Genomic DNA, 25362 nt, shown 5'->3' on the forward strand with positions numbered 1-25362 from the left:
ATTGAATGATCAAGCCTGCCCAACGATCCTTACGCACCGGCGATCTGCTTCGCCTTTTCCACCAGAACTTCTGCCTGCCGAATGGAAGCATAGTCGATCAGCCGACCGTCGAGGCTGACGGCACCTTTCCCGGCGGCCTCGGCCTCGGCCATGGCTTCAAGAATGCGATGCGCCTTGGTGACTTCCGCTTCCGAGGGGCTCATCACTTCATTGGCCAGCGCAATCTGGCTGGGGTGGATCGCCCATTTGCCTTCGCAGCCCAAAACGGCGGCGCGATGGGCGGCGGCCTTGTAACCGTCCGGATCCTGAAAATCGCCAAACGGGCCATCAATGGGCCGCAATCCATTGGCGCGCGCAGCCACCACCATCCGCGCCAGGGCGTAGTGCCACATATCGCCCCAATGCGTCTCCCGCACCCCATTCATATCGTCGGTCAGGACCGAATAGGCCGGGTTCACACCCCCGATATTCGTCGTCCGCGCGCGGGTATAGGCGGCATAGTCCGCGACCCCGAAATGCAGGCTCTCGTTCCGCTTCGACGCGCCCGCGATTTCGGTGATGTTCTGCATCCCCAAAGCGGTCTCGATGATGTGCTCAAACCCGATGCGGTCCTTCAGGCCGACCGCATCTTCAATCTGCGTCACCATCATGTCGACGGCATAAACGTCCGCCGCCGTGCCGACCTTCGGGATCATGATCAGATCGAGCCGTTCGCCGGCCTGCTCCACCACGTCCACCACGTCGCGGTACATGTAATGTGTGTCCAGCCCGTTGATTCGAACCGACATCGTCTTGGTGTTCCAGTCGATCTCATTCAGAGCCTTGATGATGTTCTTGCGGGCCTGTGCTTTCTCGTCCGGGGCGACCGCATCCTCCAGGTCCAGGAAGATTACGTCCACGTCGGATTGTGCCGCTTTTTCAAACATTTGCGGCTGGCTGCCGGGCACGGCCAGTTCAGAGCGGTTGAGCCGGGCGGGGGCCTGTTCGATGGGATGGAAGGACATGGGGTGCCGCCTTTCGTTTGCGTAACAAAGTTGCGGCAGAAAGGGTAGTGGCGAACAAAAAGGTCAAGCGCTATCTGGGTCTACTTTTGTATACCGTCGCTCTTGCGCTCCAGCGCAAGCCGGGATGAGTAGTAGAACGCAATCGCCTGTGCGCGGTTTTTGACGGCCAGTTTGTCGTACAGGTTCGAGAGGTGAAATTTCACCGTATTGGTCGAGATCCCGAGTTTCGTGGATAGCTCCCGATTGGTCAGTCCCTCGGACAAGGCCTCCAGCATCGCACGCTCCTTGCGTGACAGGCTCTGGATGGGATCGGCCTGCAATTCGCGCACATCGACGAACGGGAAAACCATCTTACCCGCAGCAACGTCCACGCAGATATCCAGCAGCTTTTCGGCGGACGAAGATCGCGGCGCGTACCCCGCAGCGCCCGCTGCCATAGCAAGGCGAGGCAACTCGCTCGTGCCTTCCGCGTAAACGACGATACGCGGCGCATTCGCCTGATCCCGTAATACTTCTATAAGCTTCGCGCCCCCTAAAGCGGGAAGGGACCAATCAATCACACCGATCTGCACCGGCACGCGCATGACCGTACCCAGAAACCCCTCTGCTGTGGCCGCTGTGGCTACCAGCGAGAATCGTGGATCGCGGTCAATCAGCTCGGACAGTGCCGACAAGACCAGTGGATTGCCGTCGGCCAGCATGATGTCGATTGGAGAGTTAACCATCTGTTACTATTCCCAAAATCAGAAAAAACTACCCATATAGGTGGGCAATTTTTCGGTATACTTTGGCATATTTACCTAGATGGGTGGGTAATTCCCCACCCATATTTCTACCCAAAAGCAGGTATTCCGTCCGTTGTCCAGATGCCGCTGCGTCATATGTTGCCCCCAACGACCACGATACTGCTTGGCCGAGCGCCGCACTGGATGGAGAGACCATGACCGACGCTACCATTTTCCCGCAGCTGGAAATCCCCGAAACCATCGCCGCCGGCCCCGGGCCTGGGAACACCGACGGGCGCGTTCTGGCACGCTTTGCGGGCGCGGGCCTTGCGGACCACATGCACGGCGACGTTTTAAGAGGCATGGTCGAATGCAAGCACATGCTGCGTGCGGTCATGGGCACCGACAACGTTCATACCTACGGCGTTACGGGCACCGGCTGGTCCGGCCTCGACGTCATGTTCAGCGCGGTGCAGCCGGGCGACAAGGTGGTGATGTTCGTCAACGGCACCTTCTCGGGCATCGACGGTCTGACTGTTCGCATGCGGGCCGCCACAGCGGGAGAGCTTGCCGCCAATCCGATGGACCCGCAGCCAGCGTCCGTCACCATCGTCAACGTGCCGCACGGCCAGTCCGTGACGGGTGAGATCGTCGAAGCCGCCCTGGCCGCGCACAAGCCGAAATGGGCCGCCATGGCACATTGGGAAACCGGATCGGGCCGCGTGAATGACATCCGTGGCTTCTCCGACGCCTGCGGAAAGCATGGTGCGATGGGGCTGGTTGATGCCGTCTCGTCCCTCGGGGTCGAAGATTTCCGCATCGATGATTTCCCCGGTGTCCACGGTTGGGCCTCCTGCCCGCAGAAAGGCATTTGCTGCCTGCCGCTCACCTACGCGCCCGTCAGCTTCACGGACCACTACATCGCCGAGCTGCTGAAAACCGGCACCCGCACCTTCGCCCATCACCCGATCCTTGAGGCCCGCCATTGGGGCATCATCGACGGCAAGGATGTGGAGAAGGGCACCTACCACCGCACCCACTCCGCCTATGCGGTTTCAGCCTTCCACGAAGCACTCCGCATCCTGCTGCAAGAGGGCGTCGCGCGCCGCGCTAAGGATTACACCTTCCACGAAGGTGCCCTGAAATCCGCCGTTGCCGCGATGGGCTGCGAAGTGACCTCCAATATGACCTCGCTCGTCGTTCTGAACCTGCCGCCTGCCATGGCTGGTCGTGAGATGGAGCTGGTTCAGCATTGCCGCGCGCAGAACTTCGGCATCTGGCCGACGCTCAGCGAACCCGTGCAGGTCCGCATCGGCATCCTCAATCTTCTGCAAGAACATGTCATCCGCGACATCGTTGCCCGCTTCGGGCAGGCGGTCCGCGAACTTGGTGGAACCTTCGACTCCCAGGCCGTCGAAGCCGCACTGGCCGCCCATTATGGGCAGGCCATCGCAGCCGAATAGGCCGCACCTTTAGGGAGGAGAGACCATGGACATCCATGAATATCAGGCCAAGGAAATCCTGGCGAACTTCGGTGTCACCGTGCCGGACGGCGCGCTGGCCTATAGCCCAGAACAAGCCGCCTACCGCGCCCGCGAGCTGGGCGGGGAGCGTTGGGTCGTCAAAAGCCAGATCCACGCCGGTGGCCGTGGCAAGGCCGGAGGCGTGAAAGTCTGCGACAGCGACGTGGAAATCCACGATGCGGCTGATGCGATGTTCGGTCAGAAGCTGGTCACGCATCAGACCGGGCCCGAAGGCAAAGGCGTTTACCGCGTCTATGTGGAGGCCGCCGTGCCGATCGCACGTGAAATCTACCTCGGCTTCGTGCTCGATCGCACCAGCCAGCGTGTGATGATCGTGGCCTCGGGTGAGGGCGGGATGGAGATCGAAGACATCTCCGCCGAAAAGCCCGACTCCATCGTGCGTGCCACGGTGGAACCCGCCGTGGGCCTGCGTGAATTCCAGTGTCGTCAGATGGCGTTCAAATTGGGCATCGAAGCGGGGCAGGTGCAGCAATTCACCCGCACGCTTCAGGGCTGCTACCGCGCCTTCACCGAGCTTGACGCGACAATGGTCGAGATCAACCCGCTCGTCCTGACCTCCGACAACCGCGTCATCGCGCTCGACGCAAAAATGACCTTTGATGACAACGCCCTGTTCCGCCACCCGCACGTGGCTGAGCTGCGCGACAAAAGCCAGGAAGACCCGCGCGAAAGCCGTGCCGCCGACCGCGGCCTCAGCTATGTGGGCCTCGATGGCAATATCGGCTGCATCGTGAACGGGGCCGGTCTGGCTATGGCCACGATGGACACGATCAAACTCGCCGGAGGGGAGCCTGCGAACTTCCTCGACATCGGTGGCGGGGCCACGCCCGAACGCGTCGCCAAGGCGTTTCGCCTCGTGCTGTCCGACAAGAACGTTCAGGCGATCCTTGTAAACATCTTCGCGGGCATCAACCGCTGTGACTGGGTGGCCGAGGGCGTGGTGCAAGCCATGCAGGAAGTTGGCGTTGAAGTCCCCGTCATCGTGCGCCTCGCGGGCACAAACGTGGAAGAAGGGCAGAAAATCCTCGCCCGCTCCGGCCTGCCGATCATCCGGGCGGCCACCCTGAACGAAGCCGCCGAACGTGCAGTGGGGGCTTGGAGAAACGACCTCTCTCAAGGCGTCAACATGAGGGCCGTATCATGAGCATTCTTCTCGACGAAAAGACCCCCGTCATCGTGCAGGGCATCACCGGCAAGATGGCGCGCTTCCACACCAAGGAAATGATCGAATACGGCACCAATGTCGTGGGCGGCGTTGTGCCCGGCAAGGGCGGCGAAACCTGCGAAGGCGTGCCAGTTTTTGACACCGTGGAAGATGCGGTTGCCGCCACCGGTGCCGAGGCGTCGCTGGTCTTCGTGCCGCCCCCCTTTGCCGCCGACAGCATCATGGAAGCCGCCGATGCGGGCATCCGCTACTGTGTCTGCATCACCGATGGCATCCCGGCGCAGGACATGATCCGTGTGAAGCGCTACATGTACCGCTACCCCAAGGATCGCCGCATGGTCCTGACCGGGCCGAATTGCGCCGGCACGATCAGCCCGGGCAAAGCGATGTTGGGCATCATGCCCGGCCACATCTACCTCAAGGGCAATGTGGGCATCGTGGGCCGGTCCGGCACGCTCGGATATGAGGCTGCGGCGCAGCTGAAAGAGCTTGGGCTTGGCGTCTCAACCTCCGTGGGCATCGGCGGCGATCCGATCAACGGCTCGTCTTTCCGCGATATTCTCGAACGGTTCGAGGCCGACCCTGACACCCATGTCGTCGCCATGATCGGCGAGATCGGTGGCCCGCAAGAGGCCGAGGCGGCGGAGTATATCCAGACCCACATGACCAAGCCGGTCGTGGCATATGTCGCGGGCCTGACCGCGCCCAAGGGGCGTACCATGGGCCATGCCGGCGCGATCATCTCAGCCTTCGGCGAAAGCGCGTCGGAGAAGGTGGAAATCCTGTCCGCCGCCGGCGTGACCGTGGCTGAAAGCCCGTCGACCATCGGGGCGACCGTTGCGGGCATCCTCACGCCTGAGGCCGCCTGAGATGGGGCCGGTCGACAAGACCATCGATCTGATCCTGCGGCTCGCCCGCCGCAGGGTTTGCGCCTTGCCGGGGAGTAAGATCCCCGGCCTGACCGCGCCGGAATTGGCGGGGCAGACCATCGGCATCATCGGCTTTGGCCGTGTGGGGCAAGCCGTTGCCCGCCGCGCCCGGTTCGAGCTTGGGATGCAGGTTGTCATCCACACGCGGCGCCCGGTCCCTGTGGCCACGCTCGCCCGTCTTGGCGCGCGGCAGGTGGCCCGGATCGAGGATGTGCTTGAGGTCGCCGACGTCGTCTCTCTCCATTGCAACGCCGGGCCGGGCAACCGCCACATCATCGACGCCCCTCGCTTGGACCTGATGAAGGAAGAGGCCGTCTTGGTGAACACCGCGTGCGCGCGGCTCGTTGATCAAACCGCACTCGCACAATCGCTCATGTTCGACATGATCGGCGGTGTCGCAATGGATCACTTCGATGGTACACGCATCGACTCTGTGCTGGCCCATTGCGACGGCCTTTTGCGAGCCGACGCTCCCACACGCCCGACGCTCACGTTGGTCGCCTAGTCGTTACCCTTAGCCGCGGCGGCAGCCCCGCCTTTGCCAAGCGGCACGGTGCCGAACGGCCCGCCATGCACCATCTGCGCCAGATCGGTTGGGTCGCCCGCTCCCTCGGCGGCCAAAATCTCCTCCGCGAACTGCTCCGCATTGTCCTTCGGGCGATAGCCGAGGAAGGACGCCCTGGAATTGTCCACCGGCGCGCGGTCATTGTCCGACACGCCGTAGATCACCGCAAAGCCCGTGGTCGGCGTGTCAATCGCGCGCTCCACCAGATGCACCAGATCGCCATCGCTCAGCCACGTCCCCAAGGCGCGCGCATTCTTCACCGGCGCGCAGGACAAGATCCGCAGATGCACCGATTCCAGCCCGCGTTTTTCCCAGTACATCCGGCCCAAATCCTCGGTGAAGCATTTCGCCAGCCCATAGAACGTGTCGGGCCGGTGCTCCGCGTCTATCCCGATAAACGACGCGCGGGGATGCATCCCAACAGCATGGATCGACGACGCATACACAATCCGCCGCGCACCTGCCTTCTGGGCGCTTTCCCACACGTTGTAGGATCCCACGAAGTTCGGCCCCAGCAACTCCTCGAACGGCGCCTCATCCACAATGGCCCCGAAATGGCACACCATCTCGACCCCATCCATCAAGGCTTCAATCGCCGCATAGTCGGCCAGATCGGCCTTCACATAGGTCTCGTTCGCGGCCAGCCCGTCGATGCTGTCCACAATGTCCGAGGTCACAAGTTCCTCACATATGGCCGCCAGCGCAGGCCGCAGGATCATGCCGCAGCGCCCCGCAGCTCCCGTCAAAACGATCTTCTTCAGCATTTGCACATCCCCATCAAATCACAGCCGTCTCAAGGATCGGCTTATTCTCCACCACCCGCTCGTAGGCAAACGGGGTCATATCCAACGCGCGGTATTCCCTGTGGATCAACCATTCCGCCGTCGCCCGGCCCATCGCCGGGCTCTGCTGCAAGCCATGGCCGGAAAACCCGTTGAGGAAAATGAAATTCGGCACATCCGGGTGCGGCCCCAGGATCGCGTTGTGATCAAGCGTGTTGACCGCATAGTGCCCGGCCCATTCGGCCTGCACCTTCACCGACTCAAACGCCGGAATGCGCGTGGCCAAAACTGGCCAGACGTGGTTCTCCCACAGGCTGTGATCCATGGCGAAATCGTCGAAATCGACCGCCGGGTCCACATCGGCGTGGCCGCCAGCCTGATACGTGCCGCCACCGTTTTCACGACAATGCACTCCCGAGGGGTCGATGGTCAGTGGCAGGTCACGGTCAAGCGGTTGCTCTGCCTTGAACACCCAGGAATAGCGTTTGCGCGGTTCCACCGGCACGTCGATGCCAGCCATTTTGGCCGTCCGCGCGGCCCGTGGGCCTGACGCGTTCACCACCTGCCCGCAGGCCACCACATCGCCCGAGCCGAGCGTCACACTCTCCACCCCGCGGGCTGAACGCGCCATTTCCACCACTTCGCCGGAGATATACTCCACACCCCGCTCGCGTGCCTGCCGCTTCCACCAGTCGAACACAGCCGCGCCGTCCCAGTAGCCCTCGTTCACCGTGTTGATGGAGCCCAGAACGATGTCATCCACATTGTAGAACGGATACCGCGCAAGGATTTCGTCAGGGCTCAGCAACTCCGTCGCCGCGCCCGCCGCGTGCTGCACCTTGATGTTCTGCCGCAGGACGTCCGCAAACCCTTCGTTGTCAGAAAGATACAAATACCCAAAGGACCGAACAGACAGCTCAGGGATGCGATCATCGCCGCCCATCCGTTCACGGATGTTGTTCACGAAATCGGCGGCGAACTGGCTGATCCGCACGTTCAACTCGGTGGAGAATTGCTGTCGCATGCAGCTGTTCGTATGCGCGGTCGAGCATTTCTCGTACGACGGATCGCGCTCCACCACCAAGACGGTGCCATCGAACCCCATCTCCGTCAGCCACCACGCGGTCGACGACCCCATAATCGCGCCCCCCACGATCAACACATCATAGGACGCGCGCGACGGTTTCGTGTCGAATGTCGGACTTACCATATCTCTCCCCACCCGGTCCTTTCGCCGGTTTTCCGCACGCTGTCTCAGGCCGCGAAAAATGGCAAGCTCTGTGATCAGGACAGTCCGTTTTCGTCCTTCACCGCTTCCATCGAGACATGGGTGGAAGTCGCGGCCACATGGGGCAGGCGGCTGATCACCTCGCCCAACACGCGGCGGTAATCATTGATGTCGGTGGACCGCACCTTCAGCAGATAGTCGAACGCGCCCGCGATCATGTGGCATTGTTCGATCTCTGGCACCGCGCGGGCGGCCTCGTTGAACGCACGCAGGGCAGGCTCGCGCGTATCCTCCAGCTTCACCTCCACAAACGCCACATGGGCCAGGCCGAGACGCGCGGGGTCCAGCACCGCGCGGAATCCCTGAATATAGCCGTCTTCCTGAAGCCGCTTCATTCGCGTCTGGCACGGTGTCTTTGACAGGCCAACCCGGTTGGCGAGTTCCGTGACGGGGATTCTACCTTCGGCTGCGAGAACCGCGAGAATCCTCAAATCGGCTGCGTCTAATCGACTATCAGTATTCGGTTTCAGGCGCATTTTGATCTGTCCATCCGGGAAATTTGGCCAAATTATACATCACACTCCACACAAACAGGCAATCCGACTTCTGCGCGTATGCTAAACTGACACCGTCCCAGTCAGGAGTGCACCCCCATGTCCGACCTCTCAGCGTTCCGCCAACCCATCCGTGCCGCCTATCTTGAGCCGCAAGATGCCGCGCTCGCCCGCCTGACTGAAGCGCATCCCATCTCGCTGGCCACGCGCCAAGCTGCTTCTGCCCGCGCCGCGCGCATGGTGGCCGACATCAGGGCCGAAGATCGCAGTGGGTTGATGGAGGTCTTTCTCGCTGAATACGGCCTCTCCTCCGCCGAGGGGCTCGCCCTGATGCGTCTTGCCGAAGCTCTCCTGCGCGTGCCCGACGACGCCACCGTCGATGCCCTGATCGAAGACAAGATCGTCCCCGCCGAATGGTCGTCGCACCGGGGCCAGTCGAAGTCCGGCCTCGTCAATGTCTCCACGTTGGCACTCATGCTCACCGGCCGCGTTCTGTCTGATGAAGACGGGCAGGGGATTGCTGGCACCCTCAAAGGCGCGGTCAAGCGGTTGGGCGAACCCGTCATCCGCGCTGCAACGCGCCGCGCGATGAAGGAAATGGGCAACCAGTTCGTGCTGGGGGAGACCATTTCCGAGGCGGTCAAGCGCGGCTCCGACATGGCCGCGAAAGGCTACACCTACAGCTACGACATGCTCGGCGAAGCGGCAGTCACGGCGGGCGAGGCCGAGGCCTTCCGCAAGGCCTACGCGGACGCCATCGCCCACCTCGCCAAACATGCGCACAGCGACGACATCTGCGAAAACCCGGGTATCTCCGTCAAACTCTCCGCGCTCCATCCTCGCTACGAGACCGCCAAGCGTGACCGCGTCATGGCCGAGCTTGTCCCCACCGTCCTGACCCTCGCCCAACAGGCCAAAGCCGCCCAAATGGGCTTCAACATCGACGCGGAAGAGGCCAACCGCCTCGACATCTCGCTCGACGTGATCGAAGCGGTCCTGTCCGATCCTTCGCTGGCCGGTTGGGACGGCTTCGGCGTCGTCGTGCAGGCCTACGGCAAGCGGGCCGCCCCCATGATCGACTGGCTCCACGCGCTGGCCGAAACCAATGACCGCAAGATCATGGTCCGCCTCGTCAAAGGCGCTTACTGGGATACCGAGATCAAACGCGCTCAGGTCGCGGGCCTGCCCGGCTTCCCGGTCTTCACCGACAAGGCCGCAACCGATGTCAGCTACCTCAGCTGTGCGCGCCAACTGCTGGACAAGACCGACCGCCTCTACCCGCAATTCGCCACCCATAACGCCCACACTGTCGCCGCGGTGATGGAGATGGCCGACGACCCGTCCGTCTTCGAATTCCAACGCCTACACGGCATGGGCGAGGCGCTGCACGAACAGGTCCGGCGCGGGAACATGACCCGCTGCCGCATCTACGCCCCCGTCGGCGCGCACCGCGACCTACTGGCCTATCTCGTGCGCCGCCTGCTGGAAAACGGCGCGAATTCCTCCTTCGTGCACCAGATCATGGATGAGGATGTGCCCCCGGCAGATGTCGCCGCCGACCCGTTCGAAACCCTCTCCAACGCCAGCACAGACGTCACCAAACCGCGCGACCTCTACACACCCGAACGCCCTAATTCCCAAGGCTTCGACATCACCGACCCCGCTGCCTTGGCCGAAATCACAAACGCCCGTGAAGCGTTCGCCCGAACCCAGTGGCAGGCGGGCACGGGCACCGGCCCGACCCTCGACATCACCAACCCTGCCGACCCGTCCGATATCGTCGGCCAGGTCCGCCTCTCCACCCGCGAAGATGCCGAGCAGGCCATCGCGAAGGCAACGCCATGGGATGCGCCCAACCGTGCCGATATCCTCAACCACGCCGCTGATCTTTACGAGGCCAACGCCCCCGAACTCTTCGCCATCCTCGCCCGCGAGGCCGGAAAGACCCTCCTCGATGCCGAGGCGGAACTGCGCGAAGCCGTCGACTTCCTCCGCTACTACGCCGCCCACATCCCCGACCTGACCGACTCAGCCTTGGGCCGCGTCAGCTGCATCAGCCCGTGGAACTTCCCGCTTGCAATCTTCACCGGCCAGATCGCGGCAGCCCTCGCCGCAGGCAATGCCGTACTCGCCAAGCCCGCGGAGACCACACCGCTTGTCGCAGCCCGCGCCGTTGAACTCCTCCACGAGGCCGGCGTCCCGCAAACCGCCCTCAAACTCCTTCCCGGCGAAGGGGCGGAGGTCGGTGCCGCTCTCACCTCCCACCCCGACATTAACGGCGTGGCGTTCACCGGCTCCACCGCCACCGCGCAAACGATCAACCGCGCCATGGCCGCGAATCTCACGCCCTCCGCGCCGCTCATCGCCGAAACCGGTGGCCTGAACGCCATGATCGTCGACAGCACCGCCCTGCCCGAACAGGCCGTGAAAGACGTCGTCCAATCCGCCTTCCAGTCCGCAGGCCAACGCTGCTCCGCCCTGCGCTGCCTCTACGTGCAGGAAGAAATCGCCGACACCTTCCTGACCGCGCTGACTGGCGCGATGGACGAACTCCAACTCGGCCAGCCCTGGAACATCGCAACTGATATCGGCCCCGTCATCGACGCCACCGCCAAGGCCAAGATCGACGCCCATATCGCGCTGGCCCGCACCGAAGGCCGTCTCATCAAGCAACTCGATACGCCGGGGCAGGGCACCTTCGTCGCCCCCGCCGCAATCCGCGTCGCCTCGATCAATGATCTTGTAGAAGAAATCTTCGGCCCCGTTCTCCATGTCGCCACCTTCAAGGCCCGGGATCTGGACAAGGTGATCGACCAGATCAACGCCACGGGCTACGGCCTGACCTTCGGCATTCATTCCCGCATCGACGATCGTATCGCTGATGTGACCAGACGCATCGAGGCCGGAAATCTCTACGTCAATCGCAACCAAATCGGGGCAATCGTCGGCTCCCAACCCTTTGGCGGTCAGGGCCTGTCTGGTACCGGACCCAAGGCGGGCGGCCCCCACTACGTCGCCCGCTTCACGACACCCCAGCAGGGCACCAGCACCTCCGGCACACCCTCTGAAGCCGCCGCAGCCGCCCATGACCTCCGCGTCGCCGTTCCCGCCGACCGCACGCTTACCGAAACACTGCTCCCCGGCCCAACCGGCGAAACCAACCGCCTCACCACGCATCCTAGGGGGCGCATCCTGTGTATCGGCCCCGGGCTTGAAGCCGCGCGCGCGCAGGCCAAAGCCGCCACACAAACCGGCAACGCCCCCGTCCTTGCGCCGGACCTTCCCCCGGAGGCTCTGGCAACCCTCCCCCCATTCGATGCCGTGGTCTTCTGGGGCGACAATGCCCGCCCGTACCGGCAGGCCCTCGCGGCGCTCGATGGTCCAATCCTGCCGCTGATCACGGACGCGGATCCAACCCCGCGCCTCATCATCGAACGCCATACCTGTATCGACACAACGGCGGCTGGCGGCAACGCGGCGCTACTGGCCTCAGTCGCCTGAAAACCACGCGATGGCGGCATCGGCAGCCTCCGAATGCCCCACCGCGTCCATCACCAACGTGCCTTCCAGCACAGTCAACAGCGCCCGTGCTGTTGCTTCGCCTTCCCCCTCCGGCAGGCGCTTCATGACCCACGCCGTAAAGCCCGTGATGATTGCGCCGCCAGTCTGCCCATAGGCCAGTTCGCCCCGCGCTGACGCCGCCACGATATCAAGCCAGACCCGCGCATACCCACTCGCCATGGGCGAGCGCATGACGCCCACCACCGCGTGCAAAACCGCGCCGGGACTCTCAAACCGCGCCTCGGGAATGGCCGCATCCAATCCTTGCGTGAACCGCTCCGCCAGATACTCCAGCAATGCGCCGATCACGCCGTCCTTGTCGCTGAAATGATAAATCAGCATCCGATCCGACGTGCCGGCCGCCTTCGCCAATGGCCGTAAAGAGGCCGTCGTCAGCCCATGTTCCACCACATGGGCCGCCATCGCCGCCAACCATTTTTCTTTCTTCGCGTTGATTTCGCTCATTTCTTTTCGATTGTAGCAAGTGCTACAAAGCCATAGTGTAGCAATCGCTACAAATCTTCAACCAAGGCGAGTCCCATGACCCTGTTTCACATCCTCGCTGCCGCCGCTTTCGCCAGCGCAGCGCTCTACGTCCTGAAACGTCCCTTTCAATCTCAAACCTCCCCAGCCACAGGCCGGTGGCGCATACCTGCACTCATTTGCGCCGCGTTCACGGCTTGGACGGTCTACACCCTCAGTGTCGACCCGCCGCTGACATTTTGGACTAACCACACCACCAACGCGACAGGCAATCAGGTCTGGTTCGATCTGCTGATGTCCGTGTCGATGGCCTTTGTTGTTTTGATGCCGCGCGCGCGCGCTTTGAACATGGCGCTCCTGCCTTGGGCGATCTTCGTCGTCGTGACGGCCTCAATTGGCCTTTTCGCAATGTGGGCCCGTGTTCTGTTTCTTGAGGAAAAGCAAAGCGGATCCCAGTCCGCCTAAGTCGCTCATTGCTCCATCGCAGCATCCCAAGCTTCCAGAAAGCTCTCACGGTTCAGGCGATCGAGATACACCATCAAGGCCGGTCCCAAGCGGATCGGCCCGAAGGTTGACGCCGCCGCCTCTCCACGCGCTTGCAGCGGCGGCAGGACAGGGTCTGCACCGTCGCCCATTCCTTCGCTCAACAGCGCGTCCAGCATCAGACCCGCATCATCCACCCGCTCTGCCGTGGCCGGGATCAACGCCGTGCGTAGCATGACATTGGCGAAATCCTCCAAGGGTAAAATTGCCAGCCCTTCATCCGTGCCCAACCGCCCTTCGGCGTAGGAGCCAAGCACATTGTAAGCCAGTGCCAGGTCTCCTGAGGCAACATCGTCGATCATCTGCGACGAACAGCAGTAGAGCCGCGCCTCCAGCCGCCCCATCACCTCCGTCAGGCGCCAATAAGCATCCGTTGAGCGCGCCTCCTGCGTGGCGAACAGATAACCAAGTCCACTGGCGCGTAGGTCGTACGTTCCGACACCCCCGGCAAATCGCTCCGGATAATCGCGCAGCAGTGTAACCAGATCGGCCCGAGTGCGTGGCAGGGCAAGGCCCTCGAACCGGGCCTCGTTGATCACGATCACTGCAGGCTCTGCCGTGAAGGCGAATAGCCGGTCATTCCAACGCGCCCAATCCGGTAGGGCTTGTGTGATCGCGCTGGAATAGCTCTGTGCAAAGCCGTCATTGGCAAGCGCAAATTGCAGATCCATGGCGGAAGACAAGGCGAGATCGAACGTCGCACCTCCCCGGATTGCACGGTGCAATTCGGCAGAGGATGCGGTGACATAGTCGATGCCGAGTTCCGGGTTGGCCTCTTGGAACCGCAGCAAGAACGGCTCAAACACATCCAGATCAGCGGTCGAGATCACCCGCAGAACATCCGCGCCCGTACCCGGATAGGTCCGCCGATCCTCAATCTCGAAACCCTGCGCCCCCGCGACCGCTGCGAGGAGGGACGCAAACAGCGACCCGAGGAGGGGCGCAAAGAACCACCTCACGCGGCGGGCAAGATGAGCGACACACATGCGCCCGTTCCTTCCTCATTGCTGGTCAGGTCGAGGCGTCCGCCATGGGCACGCAGCACTTCATCAGCGATGGTCAACCCAAGGCCTGACCCGACGACACCCTCCACCTGATCGCCACGGCGGAACCGTTCGGTCAATTGCGTGGCCGACGCCTGTCCAAAGCCCGGGCCCTGATCGCGCACCATCACTTGAGTTTCGCCGGCGCCATTGCGGACAGACAGGGTCACGACCGTTTCGGCGGGCGAGTATTTGATGGCATTATCCAGCACATTACGCAGCGCGTTCTGGATTAGGATTTCATCACCCTCGGCATGGGCCGGGGACACATCCAGCGCAATATCGATATCTTTCATCTGCGCTGTGGGCCGCAGCGCCTCGGCCACATCCCCGACCAGCGCAGGCAGATCAAGCCGCTCCCGCGTCAGATCATCCGCCCGGAACGAGACCATGGCGTGATCCAGCAATTGCGAAGCGGAGCGAGAGCTTTCGTCCACCGCACGGATCACCCTGCGCAACGTCCGCTTCTGGCCTTCTTCCTCCACCGAATGGAGAGCAATTTCCGCCTGTGTGCGCACAACCGCCAGTGGTGTGCGCACCCGATGCGCGGCCTCCGCGATGAAATCCTCTGACCGCCGCAGCGAACCGCCAAGTCGTTCCATCAACCTGTTGAGCGCGTGCACCAGTGGCATCAATTCCGGCGGTCCCTGCCGCCTGAGCGGGCGCAAATCCGACGGCCCCCGCGTCGCCAGATGCTGTGCCATCGTGTTCAGCGGCCTAAGCGAAGCGCGCACAGCAAACGCCGCAATCCCTACCGCCAAGACAAAAACCATCCCCGACAGGAACGCCGCCTGCCGCGAAAGCCCCGCCGCAATCGCCTGCACCCCATCGCGCGTCTGCGCAAGAGTCACCGTCACCGGCACTGCCGCCCCGTCGCGCTGGATGATACGCTGCAAACTGACCGCCCGCACGGTCACGTCGCGGTAGGGCACGGTGGCAAACCGCGCCTCGCCTGAGGTAGCGTCCGGCCCCACCAGATCGCCGTATCCCGTAAGCACCTCATCCCCCACCGCCACGCGGTAGAACACCCGATCCTCGCTCAAAGCGCCCAACATCGAAAAGGCGGAATAAGGCAGTTCCAACCGGATCTCCCCCCCTTCGGAGCGCAGTGTCTCAGCAATGGAAGTGGCCGAGGCCGCAAGGATATTGTCCTGTGTCCGCCCCGCAGCCTCGCGCGCGAACGATGTCACCATGTACCAGCTAACAAGCGCCAGGATCGCCACCATTGCCGCCAGAAACAGCGTCAGCCGCCGTGCAATCGACCAGCGTTCGGAGAACCCGCCGCTCATGTATCCATCCGGTAGCCAAGCCCGCGCACCGTCTCGATCCGCACGCCCACCCCGTCCAGCTTCTTGCGTAATCGACCCACGTAAACCTCGATGGCATTCTCGGTCACATCGGCGTCCATGCTGAACAACCGATCCAGAAGCTGCCCTTTCGACAGGATCTGCCCCTGCGCACGCGCAAAAACCTCCAGCAACCGCAATTCCCGGTTCCGCAAATCCAGCACCTGCGCGCCATGCCGCAAGGTACCCGCCATCGGGTCGAACACTGCCTCGCCCAATGTGATCTCGTTCTTCGCAGCCCCACCGCGCCTGCGCAACACCGCCCGGCAACGTGCCTCCAACTCGCTGAAATCAAATGGTTTCGTGATGTAGTCATCCGCTCCCTGATCTAGGGCACCCACCCGGTCACTGATCTGGCTGCGCGCCGTCAAAACGATCACGGGTGTCTCCAGATGGTCGCGGTGGCGGCTCAGGAAATCGCGCCCATCGCCATCGGGCAGCATCACGTCCAGCAGGATCAGGTCATATTCGGCCACTGCCAGGCAATCCTCGGCCGCCGCCAACGTGCCGGCATGGTCCACCGCATGGCCGTCCAGCCCAAGGCGCTGCACCACCGCATCGGCCAATTCCGCATTGTCTTCGACTAATAGAAACCGCATCCGGCCCTCCCTCACGCGCGAGAGTGCCGCTGCCATTCGCCTCGTGCAACCGCTCAGATGTCAGACCAGACCGGCCAAAGAAGCGAACGGGTCGTGGTTTGGATCATCGTTCCAGATATACTCGCATTCCTCGGCCATCTTCTCGGCGGCTGCGCGCCCGAAAAGGTCTGCCGCCGCCGCCAGCGCCATGTCCATCCCCGCCGACACACCGGACGACGTGAAGAACTTCCCATCCTGCACCCAACGCGCCTGTTTCACCCACTCCACCTTCGGGGCCAGATGCACCGTGTCGTTGAAGTCGAGCTTATTGGTCGTTGCGCACTTGCCATCCAGCACGCCCGTGATGCCCAACAGGATCGTTCCCGTGCAAACCGCCATCACCCGATCCGCCTTGCCCGCAACCTCCCGCACCCAATGAACCAGGACTTCATCCTTGATCGCGTCCAAAGCCGAGTCCCCACCCGGCACAAACAGCAGCTTGTAATCGCTGCTCTCTGCCAACGTCCTATCCGGCATGATCCGCTGCCCATGTCGGCTTGGCACTGGGTCCAGCGTGCTGGCCACAGTCACAACCTCGATCTCATCGCGAAACCCGCCCAACATCTCGATCGGCCCGAAATAGTCGAGCGTTTGAAAACCAGGAAAGACAAGGGCTGCCATTTTTTGCATGAAATCACCTCCGACTGCACGGGTGGCAGTTGCCATCCCCGGCACCGACCCCAACGCGAACCTAGCCCGGCCTGCGCCCATGTCAGGCTTCTGTCAGCTTCACGTGCAACGAATCTCCGCAAGGACGGTGGAGGACCGTCCATCTATGGGAGGAAAACCAAATGAAATTTACGCGTCGCGTCATGATGACAGCGGCCGCCGCGATGGTGGCATTCTCTGGTGCAGCTCAAGCTGACGGGCACCAGGTTCTCGAAGAACTGCACTTCCTGATCCCCGGCGGGGCAGGCGGCGGCTGGGACGGCACCGCACGCGGAACCGGTGAGGCGCTGACAGGCGCTGGCATCGTCGGCACCGCATCCTACGAAAACATGTCCGGTGGCGGCGGCGGTGTGGCGATTGCCCACCTGATCGAAAACGCCGACAGCATGGGCAACACGATGATGGTGAACTCCACCCCCATCGTGATCCGCTCGCTGACGGGTGTGTTCCCGCAGAGCTTCCGTGACCTCACGCTCGTCGCCGGCACGATCGGTGACTATGCTGCGCTGGTCGTCGGCGCAGACAGCGAAATTCAGGATATGGCCGGCCTTGTCGCGGCCTATGAAGCCGATGCGAGCGCGTTCGCCATTGGCGGCGGCTCCGTGCCCGGCGGCATGGACCACCTCGTCGCAGCCATGGCCATGCAGGCCGCAGATCAGGATCCGACCGGCTTCAGCTACGTGGCCTATGATGCAGGTGGTGCCGCCATGGCCGCGCTTCTGTCGGGTGAGATCCAAGCGCTCTCTACCGGGTTCTCTGAAGCCGTGGCGCTGGCACAGCAGGGCGAGGTTCGCATCATCGGTGTGACCTCGGCTGAGCGTGTCGACACCTTCGCTGATGCTCCCACGATGATGGAGCAGGGCCTCGACGTGGAATTCGTCAACTGGCGCGGTTTCTTCGCGGCTCCGGGTCTGGACGAGGAAACGGTCGGCAACATGCGCGCCGCCATCGCTGCGATGTACGACACCCCAGAATGGGAAGAGGTCCGTGCCCGCAACGGTTGGGTGAACATCCACAACCCCGGCGACGATTTCGAGGCGTTCCTCGAAGCGCAGGAACAGCAGATCGGTGATCTGATGCGGACATTGGGCTTCCTGTAAATCCAATAGGGCGCGCGGGGCTCACTCGCGCGCCACTTCCCGGGCTGAATCCCCGTTTGCCTCACGTCGTAGGCGCGGCCTTGGCCCGGGATCACCAAAACAATTTAAATCGAAAGGGAGGCACCCCATGGCGCTCGATCGCTGGATCGCGTTGGTCTTCGTGGCACTCTGTGTGCTCTACGGCTATGCCGCGTTCTTCACCATGGACCACCTGTTGCCGCCCTTCATGCAGCGCAATCCGGTCTGGCCCTCGACCTTCCCGAAAATCCTGTCAATCTGCGGCGTCATTGTCGGCCTCGTCGTCCTGCTCGGCATCGAAAAGCAGAACACCGTGAAAGAGCCTTCGGCCACCGACATCAACTACCGCAATCTGGGCCAGTATCACATCGGCCAGGCGCTCGCCCTTCTGGGCCTCATGGTGGCCTACGCCCTGTGCCTGCGTCCTTTGGGGTTCATCGCCTCAACCATCCTGTTTCTCAGCCTTGGCGCCACGGTTTTGGGGGAGCGTAAGTTCCATTACCTCATCCCCATCGCCGCCGTAGCGACCTTCTTTGTGTGGTATCTGGTGCAAGAGGTGCTCGGCATCTTCCTGCGGCCCTGGCCCACCTTTCTGGTGAATTGAGGGAGGTCCGCCATGCTTGAAGGACTCATGATCGGCCTGTCCACGGCCATCAACCCGTTCAACCTGATGATGGTCGTCTTCGGCTGCATTATCGGCACATTCATCGGCATGTTGCCCGGCCTGGGCCCGATGTCGATCATCGCAATCATGATCCCCGTGGCGATCACGCTGGGGGATCCCACCGCCGCACTGATCCTGCTGGCAGGTGTCTATTACGGGGCCATCTTCGGCGGCTCGACCTCTTCCATCCTGCTGAACGCGCCGGGGGTCGCGGGCACAGTTGCGACCAGCTTCGACGGCTACCCGATGGCGCAAAAGGGCATGGCGGGCAAAGCGCTCACCATCGCCGCTGTCTCGTCCTTCGCGGGCGGCACGATCGGCGCGATCCTCCTGATGGTCTTCGCGCCGATGCTCAGCTCCGTGGCACTCCTCTTCCACTCCGCCGAATACTTCGCGCTTATGGTGGTGGGCCTCTCGGCCATCGCCGCCTTTGCGGGCACGGGCCAAGTCGGCAAGGCGCTGATGATGACGCTACTGGGCTTGATCATGGCCACCGTCGGCGAAGGCGCACAATTCAACATGCCGCGCTTCACCATGGGCCTGATGGACCTGCAATCGGGCTTCTCGTTCATCACGCTGGCTATGGCGATGTTCGCCCTGCCAGAGGCGATCTTCCTTGTGATGAACCCGGCCCGCTCGGCCCAAGGCTCAGACGGGGCGTCGGGCGGCAAGATCACCAACCTCCGCTTCAGCCGTGAGGAAGGCCGCAAGATGGTTCCCGTCATAGGGCGGCAATCGGTGCAGGGCTTCTTCATTGGCGTCCTGCCGGGGGCAGGGGCCACCATCGCCTCTTTCCTGGGCTACGCCGTCGAACGCAACATCGCGCCGAAGGGCGAGCAGGAGGAGTTCGGCAAAGGCTCCATCAAGGGCCTTGCGGCCCCTGAGACGGCCAACAACGCCGCCTGCACGGGCTCGTTCGTGCCCCTGCTGACGCTCGGCATTCCCGGCTCCGGCACCACGGCAATCCTTCTGGGCGCGCTCATCGCGCTCAACGTCACGCCCGGGCCTCGCCTGATGACGGACGAGCCGCAGGTGTTCTGGGCCGTGATCATCTCGATGTATATCGGCAATCTGGTTCTGCTGATCCTGAACCTGCCGCTGATCCCCTACATCGCCAAGATCCTCGCGATCCCGCGCAACTACCTGATCCCGTTCATTTTGTTCTTCACCTTGATGGGGGCCTATATCGGCCAGAACAATTCGACTGAACTTCTGATCCTCGTGGGCTTCGGTGTGATCGCCACGATCCTGCGCTTTGCCGACTACCCGCTGGCGCCGCTTCTTATCGGCTTCATCCTCGGCACGATGCTGGAGGATAACCTGTCACGCTCCATGCAGCTGGCGCAGGGCTTCGGCTTCATCTTCGACCGGCCCATGGCGCTGGGTCTGCTGATCCTCGCCGCGGTGCTGGTGCTGCTGCCGAGCTTCCGCGCTCGGCGGGCACGCAAGCGGGCCGAAGGCGTGGCGGATGGCGATTGAAGCGATTTCACCTGCACCCCTGTCTGGGGTGCGGGTGCTCGACCTGACTAACGTCCTCGCAGGTCCCTTCGCCTGCCACCAACTGGCCCATCTGGGCGCTGAGGTCATCAAAGTCGAAACGCCGGGGCGGGGGGATCTTGCCCGCAACCTAGGGGCCTCACCTGATCTCTCGGCGCATGGCATGGGCATCTCCTTCCTCGCCCAGAACGCGGGCAAACGATCCCTCACGCTCAACCTCAAACACCCCTTCGGCAAAGAGGCCCTCGAACGCCTCGTTGCCAGTGCAGATGTCCTTGTCGAGAACTTCCGCCCCGGCGTCATGAATCGCTTGGACCTGGGCTACGAAACCCTCCGCCAGACCAACCCGGTACTGATCTACTGCGCCATTTCCGGTTTCGGCCAAGACGGCCCGATGGCCAAACAACCCGCCTACGATCAGATCATCCAAGGCGCATCCGGTGTCATGTCGATCACGGGCCACGGCGCACCGACCCGCGTCGGCTACCCGCTCAGTGACACCATCGGCGGCCTGACCGCCGCCATGGCGATCACCGCCGCCCTCAACGGGCCGAAACGCGGCACCTTCATCGACGTCTCCATGCTAGAGGCCACGCTCGCCACCATGGGCTGGGTCGTCTCCAACCACCTGATCGGCGGGGCCACGCCGCAGGCCCATGGCAACGAAAACCCCACCTCCGCGCCATCGGGAACGTTCCAAGCGCAGGATGCGCCGCTCAACATTGCCGCCAACAAGGATGAACAATGGCAGGCGCTCGCATCCCTCCTCGGTCGTTCCGACCTCCTCGCAGATGCGCGGTTTGCGACGCGGGAAGACCGCAAGGCCAACCGCCATGCCCTGCGCGCTGAACTGGAGACGGTGCTTACGGGCAAACCCGCCGCCCATTGGGTCGCGGCGCTCAACGCAAACGGTATTCCGGCGGGCCCGGTCCTGAGTGTGCCGGAAATCCTTGCTCACCCGCAGGTGGCCGACCGGGGGCTCATTGCCCGGTTCGAGCCGGATGGCCTCGGACGCAGCATCGACGTCATGACCACAGGCTTTCGCATGGATGATGTGCGCCCGCAGGTCGCAACACCACCGCCCGAACTGGGAGAGCACACCCACGACATTCTGCGCGATCTGGGCTACTCCGAGGACGATGTCCAAAGGATGAGTGAGGAGGGGGCGATATGAGCGATGTGTCCGACTGGTGGCGCACCAAGATCATCGACATGGAGCCGGGTCGGATCGACTTACGCGGTACTCCTGTGCAGGAGCATATCGGCAACCGGTCCTTTGCGCAGATGATCTGGTTAATGGTCTTGGGTGAAGAGATCATGGGCCCGCGCGCGGCTTTGTTCGAGGCCGCCTTGGTCGCTGCCGTCGACCATGGCCCACAAGCACCCTCCATCGCCGCCGCGCGGATGGCCGCGACCTGTGGCGTGGGTCTGAACAACGCCATGGCGACGGGGTTGAATATGCTCGGCGACGTCCATGGCGGGGCAGGCGAGCAGGCGGTGGCGCTCTACCACCATGTCGAACGCGCAGGCCCCGAAAACATCGCTTCGACCCTCGGCACATGGCGGGCACAGAACGGCCCTTACTTGCCGGGCTTTGGCCACCGCTTTCACAAACCCACCGACCCGCGCGCCCCGCGCCTGCTGCAACTTGTCGATGAATGCGCCGAAACGGGGTCCGTTCCCGGGGCCTATGCCATGATCGGTCGCGCGATCGAGGCGCATCTGGCCGAAGAGAAGGGCAAGCCGGTGCCCATGAACATCGACGGGGCCACGGCGGTGATATTCGCCGAACTCGGCTGCCCCGCACCGCTGGCGCGCGGGTTCTTCTGCCTGTCGCGATCGGTCGGCATCCTTGCCCATGCCTGGGAGCAGGTCGAGCAGGGGGGCCGCAACAAGGGCCCCACACCGCCCGGGTATCGCTGGACGTTTGACGGGTAGGGGGGCGCTGCCCCCCGTCCTGCGGACTCCCCCCGGGATATTTCTGGCACATGGAAGACGGGGGCCGAGTTTTGCCGGGTGCCGGATAGCACCGCTAGACACCACCGCCGCGCCTGCTACCTTCCGCGCTAATCAAATTGGCGGAGGCTCCCATGGCGAAACTGGCATTTCTTGGACTTGGCGTGATGGGCTACCCCATGGCCGCGCATCTGTTGGGCGCGGGGCAATCGGTGACGGTTTATAACCGCACCGCTGAGAAAGCTGCGAAATGGGCCTCGGAGATTGGCGGGTCACACGCCGCCACCCCTCGTGAAGCGGCTGAGGGCGCGGATTTCGTGATGGCCTGCGTCGGCAACGACGATGATTTGCGCTCGGTTGTGTTGGGCGAGGATGGTGCGCTGGCGGGCATGAAAGAGGGTGCGATCTTTGTGGATCACACCACCGTTTCCGCCATCGTCACAAAGGAGCTTGCCGCAATGGCGGCTGATCGAGGCGTGGGATGGGTCGATGCGCCAGTCTCTGGCGGGCAGGCGGGGGCCGAGAACGGGCAATTGGCGATCATGTGCGGCGGGGACGCGGCGCATTTCGACGCTGCGAAGCCCGTGATCGCCGCCTATTCCAAGGCGTCCGTGCATTTCGGCCCCGTGGGTTCCGGCCAGCTCGTTAAGATGATCAACCAGGTCTGCATCGCTGGCGCGATTCAATCGGTGTCCGAGGGGCTCTATATGGCGATGAAGGCCGGGCTTGATGCTAAGCAGGTCGCCGATCTCGTGAGCCAGGGCGCGGGCGGGTCGTGGCAGCTGGCCAACCGCGCGGGCACCATGGTCGACAATGAATTCAACCATGGCTTTGCGGTCGATTGGATGCGCAAGGATCTTGGCATCGCACTGGCGCAGGGCAAGGATATGGGGCTGAGCCTGCCAGTGACGGCAATGGTCGACCAATTCTACGCCGAGGTGCAGCAATTGGGCGGCGGGCGGTGGGACACCTCCTCCCTCATCCAGCGGTTCCGCAAGATGAACGACGAGATCTGAGCCCGTGACCGACTTCACCATCGCCTGCTTCAACGTCAAGAACCTTATCGGAGCGGACCGCGAATACTACCGGTTCCAATCCTACACGCCCGAGGAATACGCTTGGAAAGTGGATTGGCTGGCCGATCAGCTTCTGACCATGAACGCCGATATCGTGGGCTTTCAGGAGATATTTGAGGAAGACGCCTTACAATCGGTCATCGCCGAAACCTCCCGCCGCGCGCATGAGCTGAACGCAGCCACCATTCCCGACCCCTCCAAGCGCTATCATCGCAAGGCGATATTCAGGAAGCTGGCGGTGGAGCCCTATGACGACGCGGCCCTCGCCTTTGCCCCCAACGCGGCCGATACGGGAGAGGCGGGCAAACGCCGCCCTGGCGTCGCTATCCTGTCACGCCTCGGCTTTGCGGAGCCGCCCCAAATCATTCAAGACCTTCCCGGCCCGCTTGACATCCCTTTCGCTCCTTTGCGCGGGTTCGAGAATGATGACGCAGGCTTTTTCCGTATACGCCGCCTATCCCGCCCAATCCTGATGGCGCGCATCCCTGTCGGCGACACCATCATCACGGTCTTCAACTGCCACCTGAAATCCAAACTGGGCGAACAGATCACCCCACCCGGTGCCGCCTTTGCCCCTGAAAACGATCTTACCAACTACGACCCCACAGGCCGCGCCCTCGGCTCCCTGCGCGCAGGGCTGCGGCGGATGGCCGAAGCCTGGGTGCTCCGCCGCGCCATCGTGGATGAGCTGAACCAGGGCCACCCCGTCATGGTGCTTGGCGATTTCAACGACAGCGAACATGCCGTCAGCTCCGAAATCATTACCGGCGAGGCACCCTTCAAGAATTACCAATGGATGCTCCGCCACGATGCACAAACCCCGCGCGACCGTTACAGCGAAGAGGAACACGAACAGATCACCGAGGATATAGAGGTCGTGCGCCTGCATTCCGCCGAAAGCCTCTTCGCGCGCAAATCCCGCCGTGACATGGTCTTCACCTCGGCCTTTGGCGGCGTCTATGAGAGCATTGACCAGATCTTCATGTCCCGCCACTTCCTGCCCGAAAACCCCGACCGCATCGGCGAGATGGAGTATTTTTCCGTCCTCAACGACCACATGACTGACGGCTCGCACCCCGAAGCGCCTTACAACAAACTCGCCTCGGACCACGGACAGATCATGGCGCATATGCGACTGCGGTCTTAGGCTTGCCCGATGCGAAGGACGGCGGTGGACCTCGGCCGCGAACTCACCTAACGCAGGGTCCATGCCTTACACGCTTACCGATCTGACCGCCCTGCAGGATACCGGTTTTGACACGATCATCGACGTTCGGTCCCCGGCTGAATACGCCGAGGATCATGTCCCCGGCGCGGTGAACATGCCCGTCCTGTCGAACGAGGAACGCGCTCAGGTCGGTACGATCTACGTGCAGGACAGCCCCTTCAAAGCGCGCAAGATCGGCGCAGCGCTTGTCGCCCGCAACGCCGCCACTGCGATTGAGCGGCACATGATGCACCATGACGGCGGCTGGCGACCGCTCGTCTATTGCTGGCGCGGCGGGCAGCGCTCCGGCAGTTTCACATCGATCCTACAACAGATCGGTTGGAGGGCCGAAGTTCTGGACGGCGGCTACCAAAGCTGGCGTCGCCATGTCGTGGCGCGGCTCTATGATGCTGTCCTGCCCTTCAACGTCATTCGACTCGACGGCCTCACCGGCACTGCAAAGACGTATGTCCTGAACGCCGCCGCAACCCACGGTGCGCAAGTCCTCGACCTCGAAGGCATCGCCAAACATCGCGGCTCCATCTTGGGCGACATCGACGGCGAACAACCGGCGCAGAAGGGCTTCGAATCCCGTATCCTCGAAGCGCTCGCGCCGCTCGACCGCAACCGTCGGCTGCTGATCGAAGCCGAAAGCGCCCGCATCGGCACGCTCCGTTTGCCGCCCGCGCTTTGGGGCGCAATGAAAGCCAGCCCCCGTATCGTGCTGGAAGCCGCGTCAGAGGTCCGCGCGCGCTACCTCGCCGCGCAATACGCAGCGCTGGTCGCGCAGCCTGCCGCCTTAACCGACCGGCTCAACGGCCTCCGCGCCATCGCTGGCCACGCCACGGTGGACCGTTGGCTGGCCCTCCTTCGGGACGGCCAGACCGAGGCGCTCGCCCACGCGCTCATCACCGACCATTACGACCCCGCCTACCGCCGCCTGCGCCGGGATGATGAGACCCCGGTTGCGGCGGTTCTCGATGCGGGCGATCTGAGTGCGGAGGCCATCGACCAGACCGCCCGCCGCCTGGTTCGCGACCTTGGTTAATTTCGGCTTGAATTGGT

24 protein-coding genes are annotated in these 25362 nt (G+C 63.0%); 14 read left to right on the top strand and 10 right to left on the bottom strand.

Annotated features, from left to right (window positions below):
* Positions 1 to 29 precede the first annotated feature (29 nt).
* Positions 30 to 1004 (bottom strand): HpcH/HpaI aldolase/citrate lyase family protein, encoded by a 975-nt coding sequence (locus tag V8J81_RS01635; RefSeq protein WP_368474012.1) that lies wholly within the window; start codon positions 1002 to 1004, stop codon positions 30 to 32.
* An 80-nt stretch (positions 1005 to 1084) separates the two neighbouring features.
* Positions 1085 to 1729 carry a response regulator transcription factor gene (locus V8J81_RS01640; RefSeq protein WP_368474013.1) on the bottom strand — a complete coding sequence of 215 codons (645 nt, stop codon included), beginning with the start codon at positions 1727 to 1729 and terminating at the stop codon, positions 1085 to 1087.
* A gap of 215 nt (positions 1730 to 1944) precedes the next feature.
* On the opposite strand from V8J81_RS01640, the gene V8J81_RS01645 reads away from it, so the two are divergent.
* The 4 genes from V8J81_RS01645 to V8J81_RS01660 are packed head-to-tail and all read left to right on the top strand — an operon-like array spanning position 1945 to position 5872.
* Complete coding sequence (locus V8J81_RS01645; RefSeq protein WP_368474014.1) at positions 1945 to 3192, top strand: pyridoxal-phosphate-dependent aminotransferase family protein; 1248 nt, start codon at positions 1945 to 1947, stop codon at positions 3190 to 3192.
* A 25-nt stretch (positions 3193 to 3217) separates the two neighbouring features.
* A complete protein-coding gene (locus V8J81_RS01650) occupies positions 3218 to 4417 on the top strand; it encodes a malate--CoA ligase subunit beta (RefSeq protein WP_368474015.1) in 1200 nt (399 codons plus the stop codon).
* Positions 4414 to 5307: a succinate--CoA ligase subunit alpha gene (gene sucD / locus V8J81_RS01655; RefSeq protein ID WP_368474016.1), complete on the top strand. Its 894-nt coding sequence runs from the start codon at positions 4414 to 4416 to the stop codon at positions 5305 to 5307. The genes V8J81_RS01650 and sucD overlap by 4 nt, the downstream gene beginning before the upstream one ends.
* 1 nt (position 5308) lies before the next feature.
* On the top strand, positions 5309 to 5872 hold the full coding sequence (locus V8J81_RS01660) for a 2-hydroxyacid dehydrogenase (RefSeq protein ID WP_368474017.1): 564 nt from the start codon (positions 5309 to 5311) through the stop codon (positions 5870 to 5872).
* On the opposite strand, the gene V8J81_RS01665 is transcribed toward V8J81_RS01660, so the two are convergent.
* The 3 genes from V8J81_RS01665 to V8J81_RS01675 all read right to left on the bottom strand — a co-directional run bounded on the left by V8J81_RS01665 (position 5869) and on the right by V8J81_RS01675 (position 8478).
* A complete protein-coding gene (locus V8J81_RS01665; RefSeq protein WP_368474018.1) occupies positions 5869 to 6696 on the bottom strand; it encodes an NAD-dependent epimerase/dehydratase family protein in 828 nt (275 codons plus the stop codon). The genes V8J81_RS01660 and V8J81_RS01665 overlap by 4 nt on opposite strands.
* Before the next feature lie 13 nt (positions 6697 to 6709).
* Positions 6710 to 7924 (bottom strand): NAD(P)/FAD-dependent oxidoreductase, encoded by a 1215-nt coding sequence (locus V8J81_RS01670; RefSeq protein ID WP_368474019.1) that lies wholly within the window; start codon positions 7922 to 7924, stop codon positions 6710 to 6712.
* 74 nt (positions 7925 to 7998) lie between these two features.
* Complete coding sequence (locus V8J81_RS01675; protein ID WP_368474020.1) at positions 7999 to 8478, bottom strand: Lrp/AsnC family transcriptional regulator; 480 nt, start codon at positions 8476 to 8478, stop codon at positions 7999 to 8001.
* Between the two features lie 117 nt (positions 8479 to 8595).
* Between V8J81_RS01675 and putA the strand changes: the two genes are divergently transcribed.
* Positions 8596 to 11997, top strand: coding sequence for a bifunctional proline dehydrogenase/L-glutamate gamma-semialdehyde dehydrogenase PutA (putA, locus tag V8J81_RS01680; RefSeq protein ID WP_368474021.1), 3402 nt, complete (start codon positions 8596 to 8598; stop codon positions 11995 to 11997).
* On the opposite strand, the gene V8J81_RS01685 is transcribed toward putA, so the two are convergent.
* Positions 11986 to 12522 (bottom strand): TetR/AcrR family transcriptional regulator, encoded by a 537-nt coding sequence (locus V8J81_RS01685; RefSeq protein ID WP_368474022.1) that lies wholly within the window; start codon positions 12520 to 12522, stop codon positions 11986 to 11988. The genes putA and V8J81_RS01685 overlap by 12 nt on opposite strands.
* 75 nt (positions 12523 to 12597) lie before the next feature.
* Here V8J81_RS01685 and V8J81_RS01690 point away from each other — a divergent pair, with 75 nt between their 5' ends.
* Positions 12598 to 13005 carry a hypothetical protein gene (locus tag V8J81_RS01690; protein WP_368474023.1) on the top strand — a complete coding sequence of 136 codons (408 nt, stop codon included), beginning with the start codon at positions 12598 to 12600 and terminating at the stop codon, positions 13003 to 13005.
* Between the two features lie 5 nt (positions 13006 to 13010).
* Here the strand turns inward: V8J81_RS01690 and V8J81_RS01695 are convergent, their stop codons facing one another.
* Genes V8J81_RS01695 through V8J81_RS01710 form a run of 4 tightly spaced genes read right to left on the bottom strand, consistent with a single transcriptional unit; the run spans position 13011 to position 16740 of the window.
* Positions 13011 to 14042: an extracellular solute-binding protein gene (locus V8J81_RS01695; RefSeq protein WP_368474024.1), complete on the bottom strand. Its 1032-nt coding sequence runs from the start codon at positions 14040 to 14042 to the stop codon at positions 13011 to 13013.
* Positions 14039 to 15415, bottom strand: a complete 1377-nt coding sequence (locus V8J81_RS01700) for a sensor histidine kinase N-terminal domain-containing protein (protein WP_368474025.1) — start codon at positions 15413 to 15415, stop codon at positions 14039 to 14041. Before V8J81_RS01700 ends, V8J81_RS01695 begins: the two co-directional genes overlap by 4 nt.
* Positions 15412 to 16071, bottom strand: a complete 660-nt coding sequence (locus tag V8J81_RS01705; RefSeq protein WP_368474026.1) for a response regulator transcription factor — start codon at positions 16069 to 16071, stop codon at positions 15412 to 15414. The genes V8J81_RS01700 and V8J81_RS01705 overlap by 4 nt, the downstream gene beginning before the upstream one ends.
* 60 nt (positions 16072 to 16131) lie before the next feature.
* The gene (locus V8J81_RS01710; protein WP_368474027.1) at positions 16132 to 16740 is read right to left on the bottom strand and encodes a DJ-1/PfpI family protein; all 609 of its coding nucleotides are present in this window, start codon (positions 16738 to 16740) and stop codon (positions 16132 to 16134) included.
* A 161-nt stretch (positions 16741 to 16901) separates the two neighbouring features.
* Here V8J81_RS01710 and V8J81_RS01715 point away from each other — a divergent pair, with 161 nt between their 5' ends.
* The 8 genes from V8J81_RS01715 (at position 16902) to mnmH (ending at position 25345) form a co-directional block, all read left to right on the top strand.
* A complete protein-coding gene (locus tag V8J81_RS01715) occupies positions 16902 to 17879 on the top strand; it encodes a tripartite tricarboxylate transporter substrate binding protein (RefSeq protein ID WP_368474028.1) in 978 nt (325 codons plus the stop codon).
* 127 nt (positions 17880 to 18006) lie between these two features.
* Complete coding sequence (locus tag V8J81_RS01720; protein WP_368474029.1) at positions 18007 to 18501, top strand: tripartite tricarboxylate transporter TctB family protein; 495 nt, start codon at positions 18007 to 18009, stop codon at positions 18499 to 18501.
* A gap of 12 nt (positions 18502 to 18513) precedes the next feature.
* The gene (locus V8J81_RS01725; protein WP_368474030.1) at positions 18514 to 20040 is read left to right on the top strand and encodes a tripartite tricarboxylate transporter permease; all 1527 of its coding nucleotides are present in this window, start codon (positions 18514 to 18516) and stop codon (positions 20038 to 20040) included.
* Entirely contained in the window at positions 20030 to 21232 is a 1203-nt protein-coding gene (locus tag V8J81_RS01730) for a CaiB/BaiF CoA transferase family protein (RefSeq protein WP_368474031.1), read from the top strand. Before V8J81_RS01725 ends, V8J81_RS01730 begins: the two co-directional genes overlap by 11 nt.
* On the top strand, positions 21229 to 21996 hold the full coding sequence (locus V8J81_RS01735) for a citryl-CoA lyase (RefSeq protein WP_368474032.1): 768 nt from the start codon (positions 21229 to 21231) through the stop codon (positions 21994 to 21996). The genes V8J81_RS01730 and V8J81_RS01735 overlap by 4 nt, the downstream gene beginning before the upstream one ends.
* A gap of 152 nt (positions 21997 to 22148) precedes the next feature.
* A complete protein-coding gene (locus tag V8J81_RS01740; protein ID WP_368474033.1) occupies positions 22149 to 23030 on the top strand; it encodes an NAD(P)-dependent oxidoreductase in 882 nt (293 codons plus the stop codon).
* Between the two features lie 4 nt (positions 23031 to 23034).
* Positions 23035 to 24237, top strand: coding sequence for an endonuclease/exonuclease/phosphatase family protein (locus V8J81_RS01745; protein ID WP_368474034.1), 1203 nt, complete (start codon positions 23035 to 23037; stop codon positions 24235 to 24237).
* Between the two features lie 61 nt (positions 24238 to 24298).
* Complete coding sequence (gene mnmH, locus V8J81_RS01750) at positions 24299 to 25345, top strand: tRNA 2-selenouridine(34) synthase MnmH (protein ID WP_368474035.1); 1047 nt, start codon at positions 24299 to 24301, stop codon at positions 25343 to 25345.
* Positions 25346 to 25362: the final 17 nt, after the last annotated feature.

Source organism: Gymnodinialimonas sp. 202GB13-11, assembly GCF_040932485.1.
Taxonomy (GTDB): Bacteria; Pseudomonadota; Alphaproteobacteria; order Rhodobacterales; family Rhodobacteraceae; genus Gymnodinialimonas; species Gymnodinialimonas hymeniacidonis.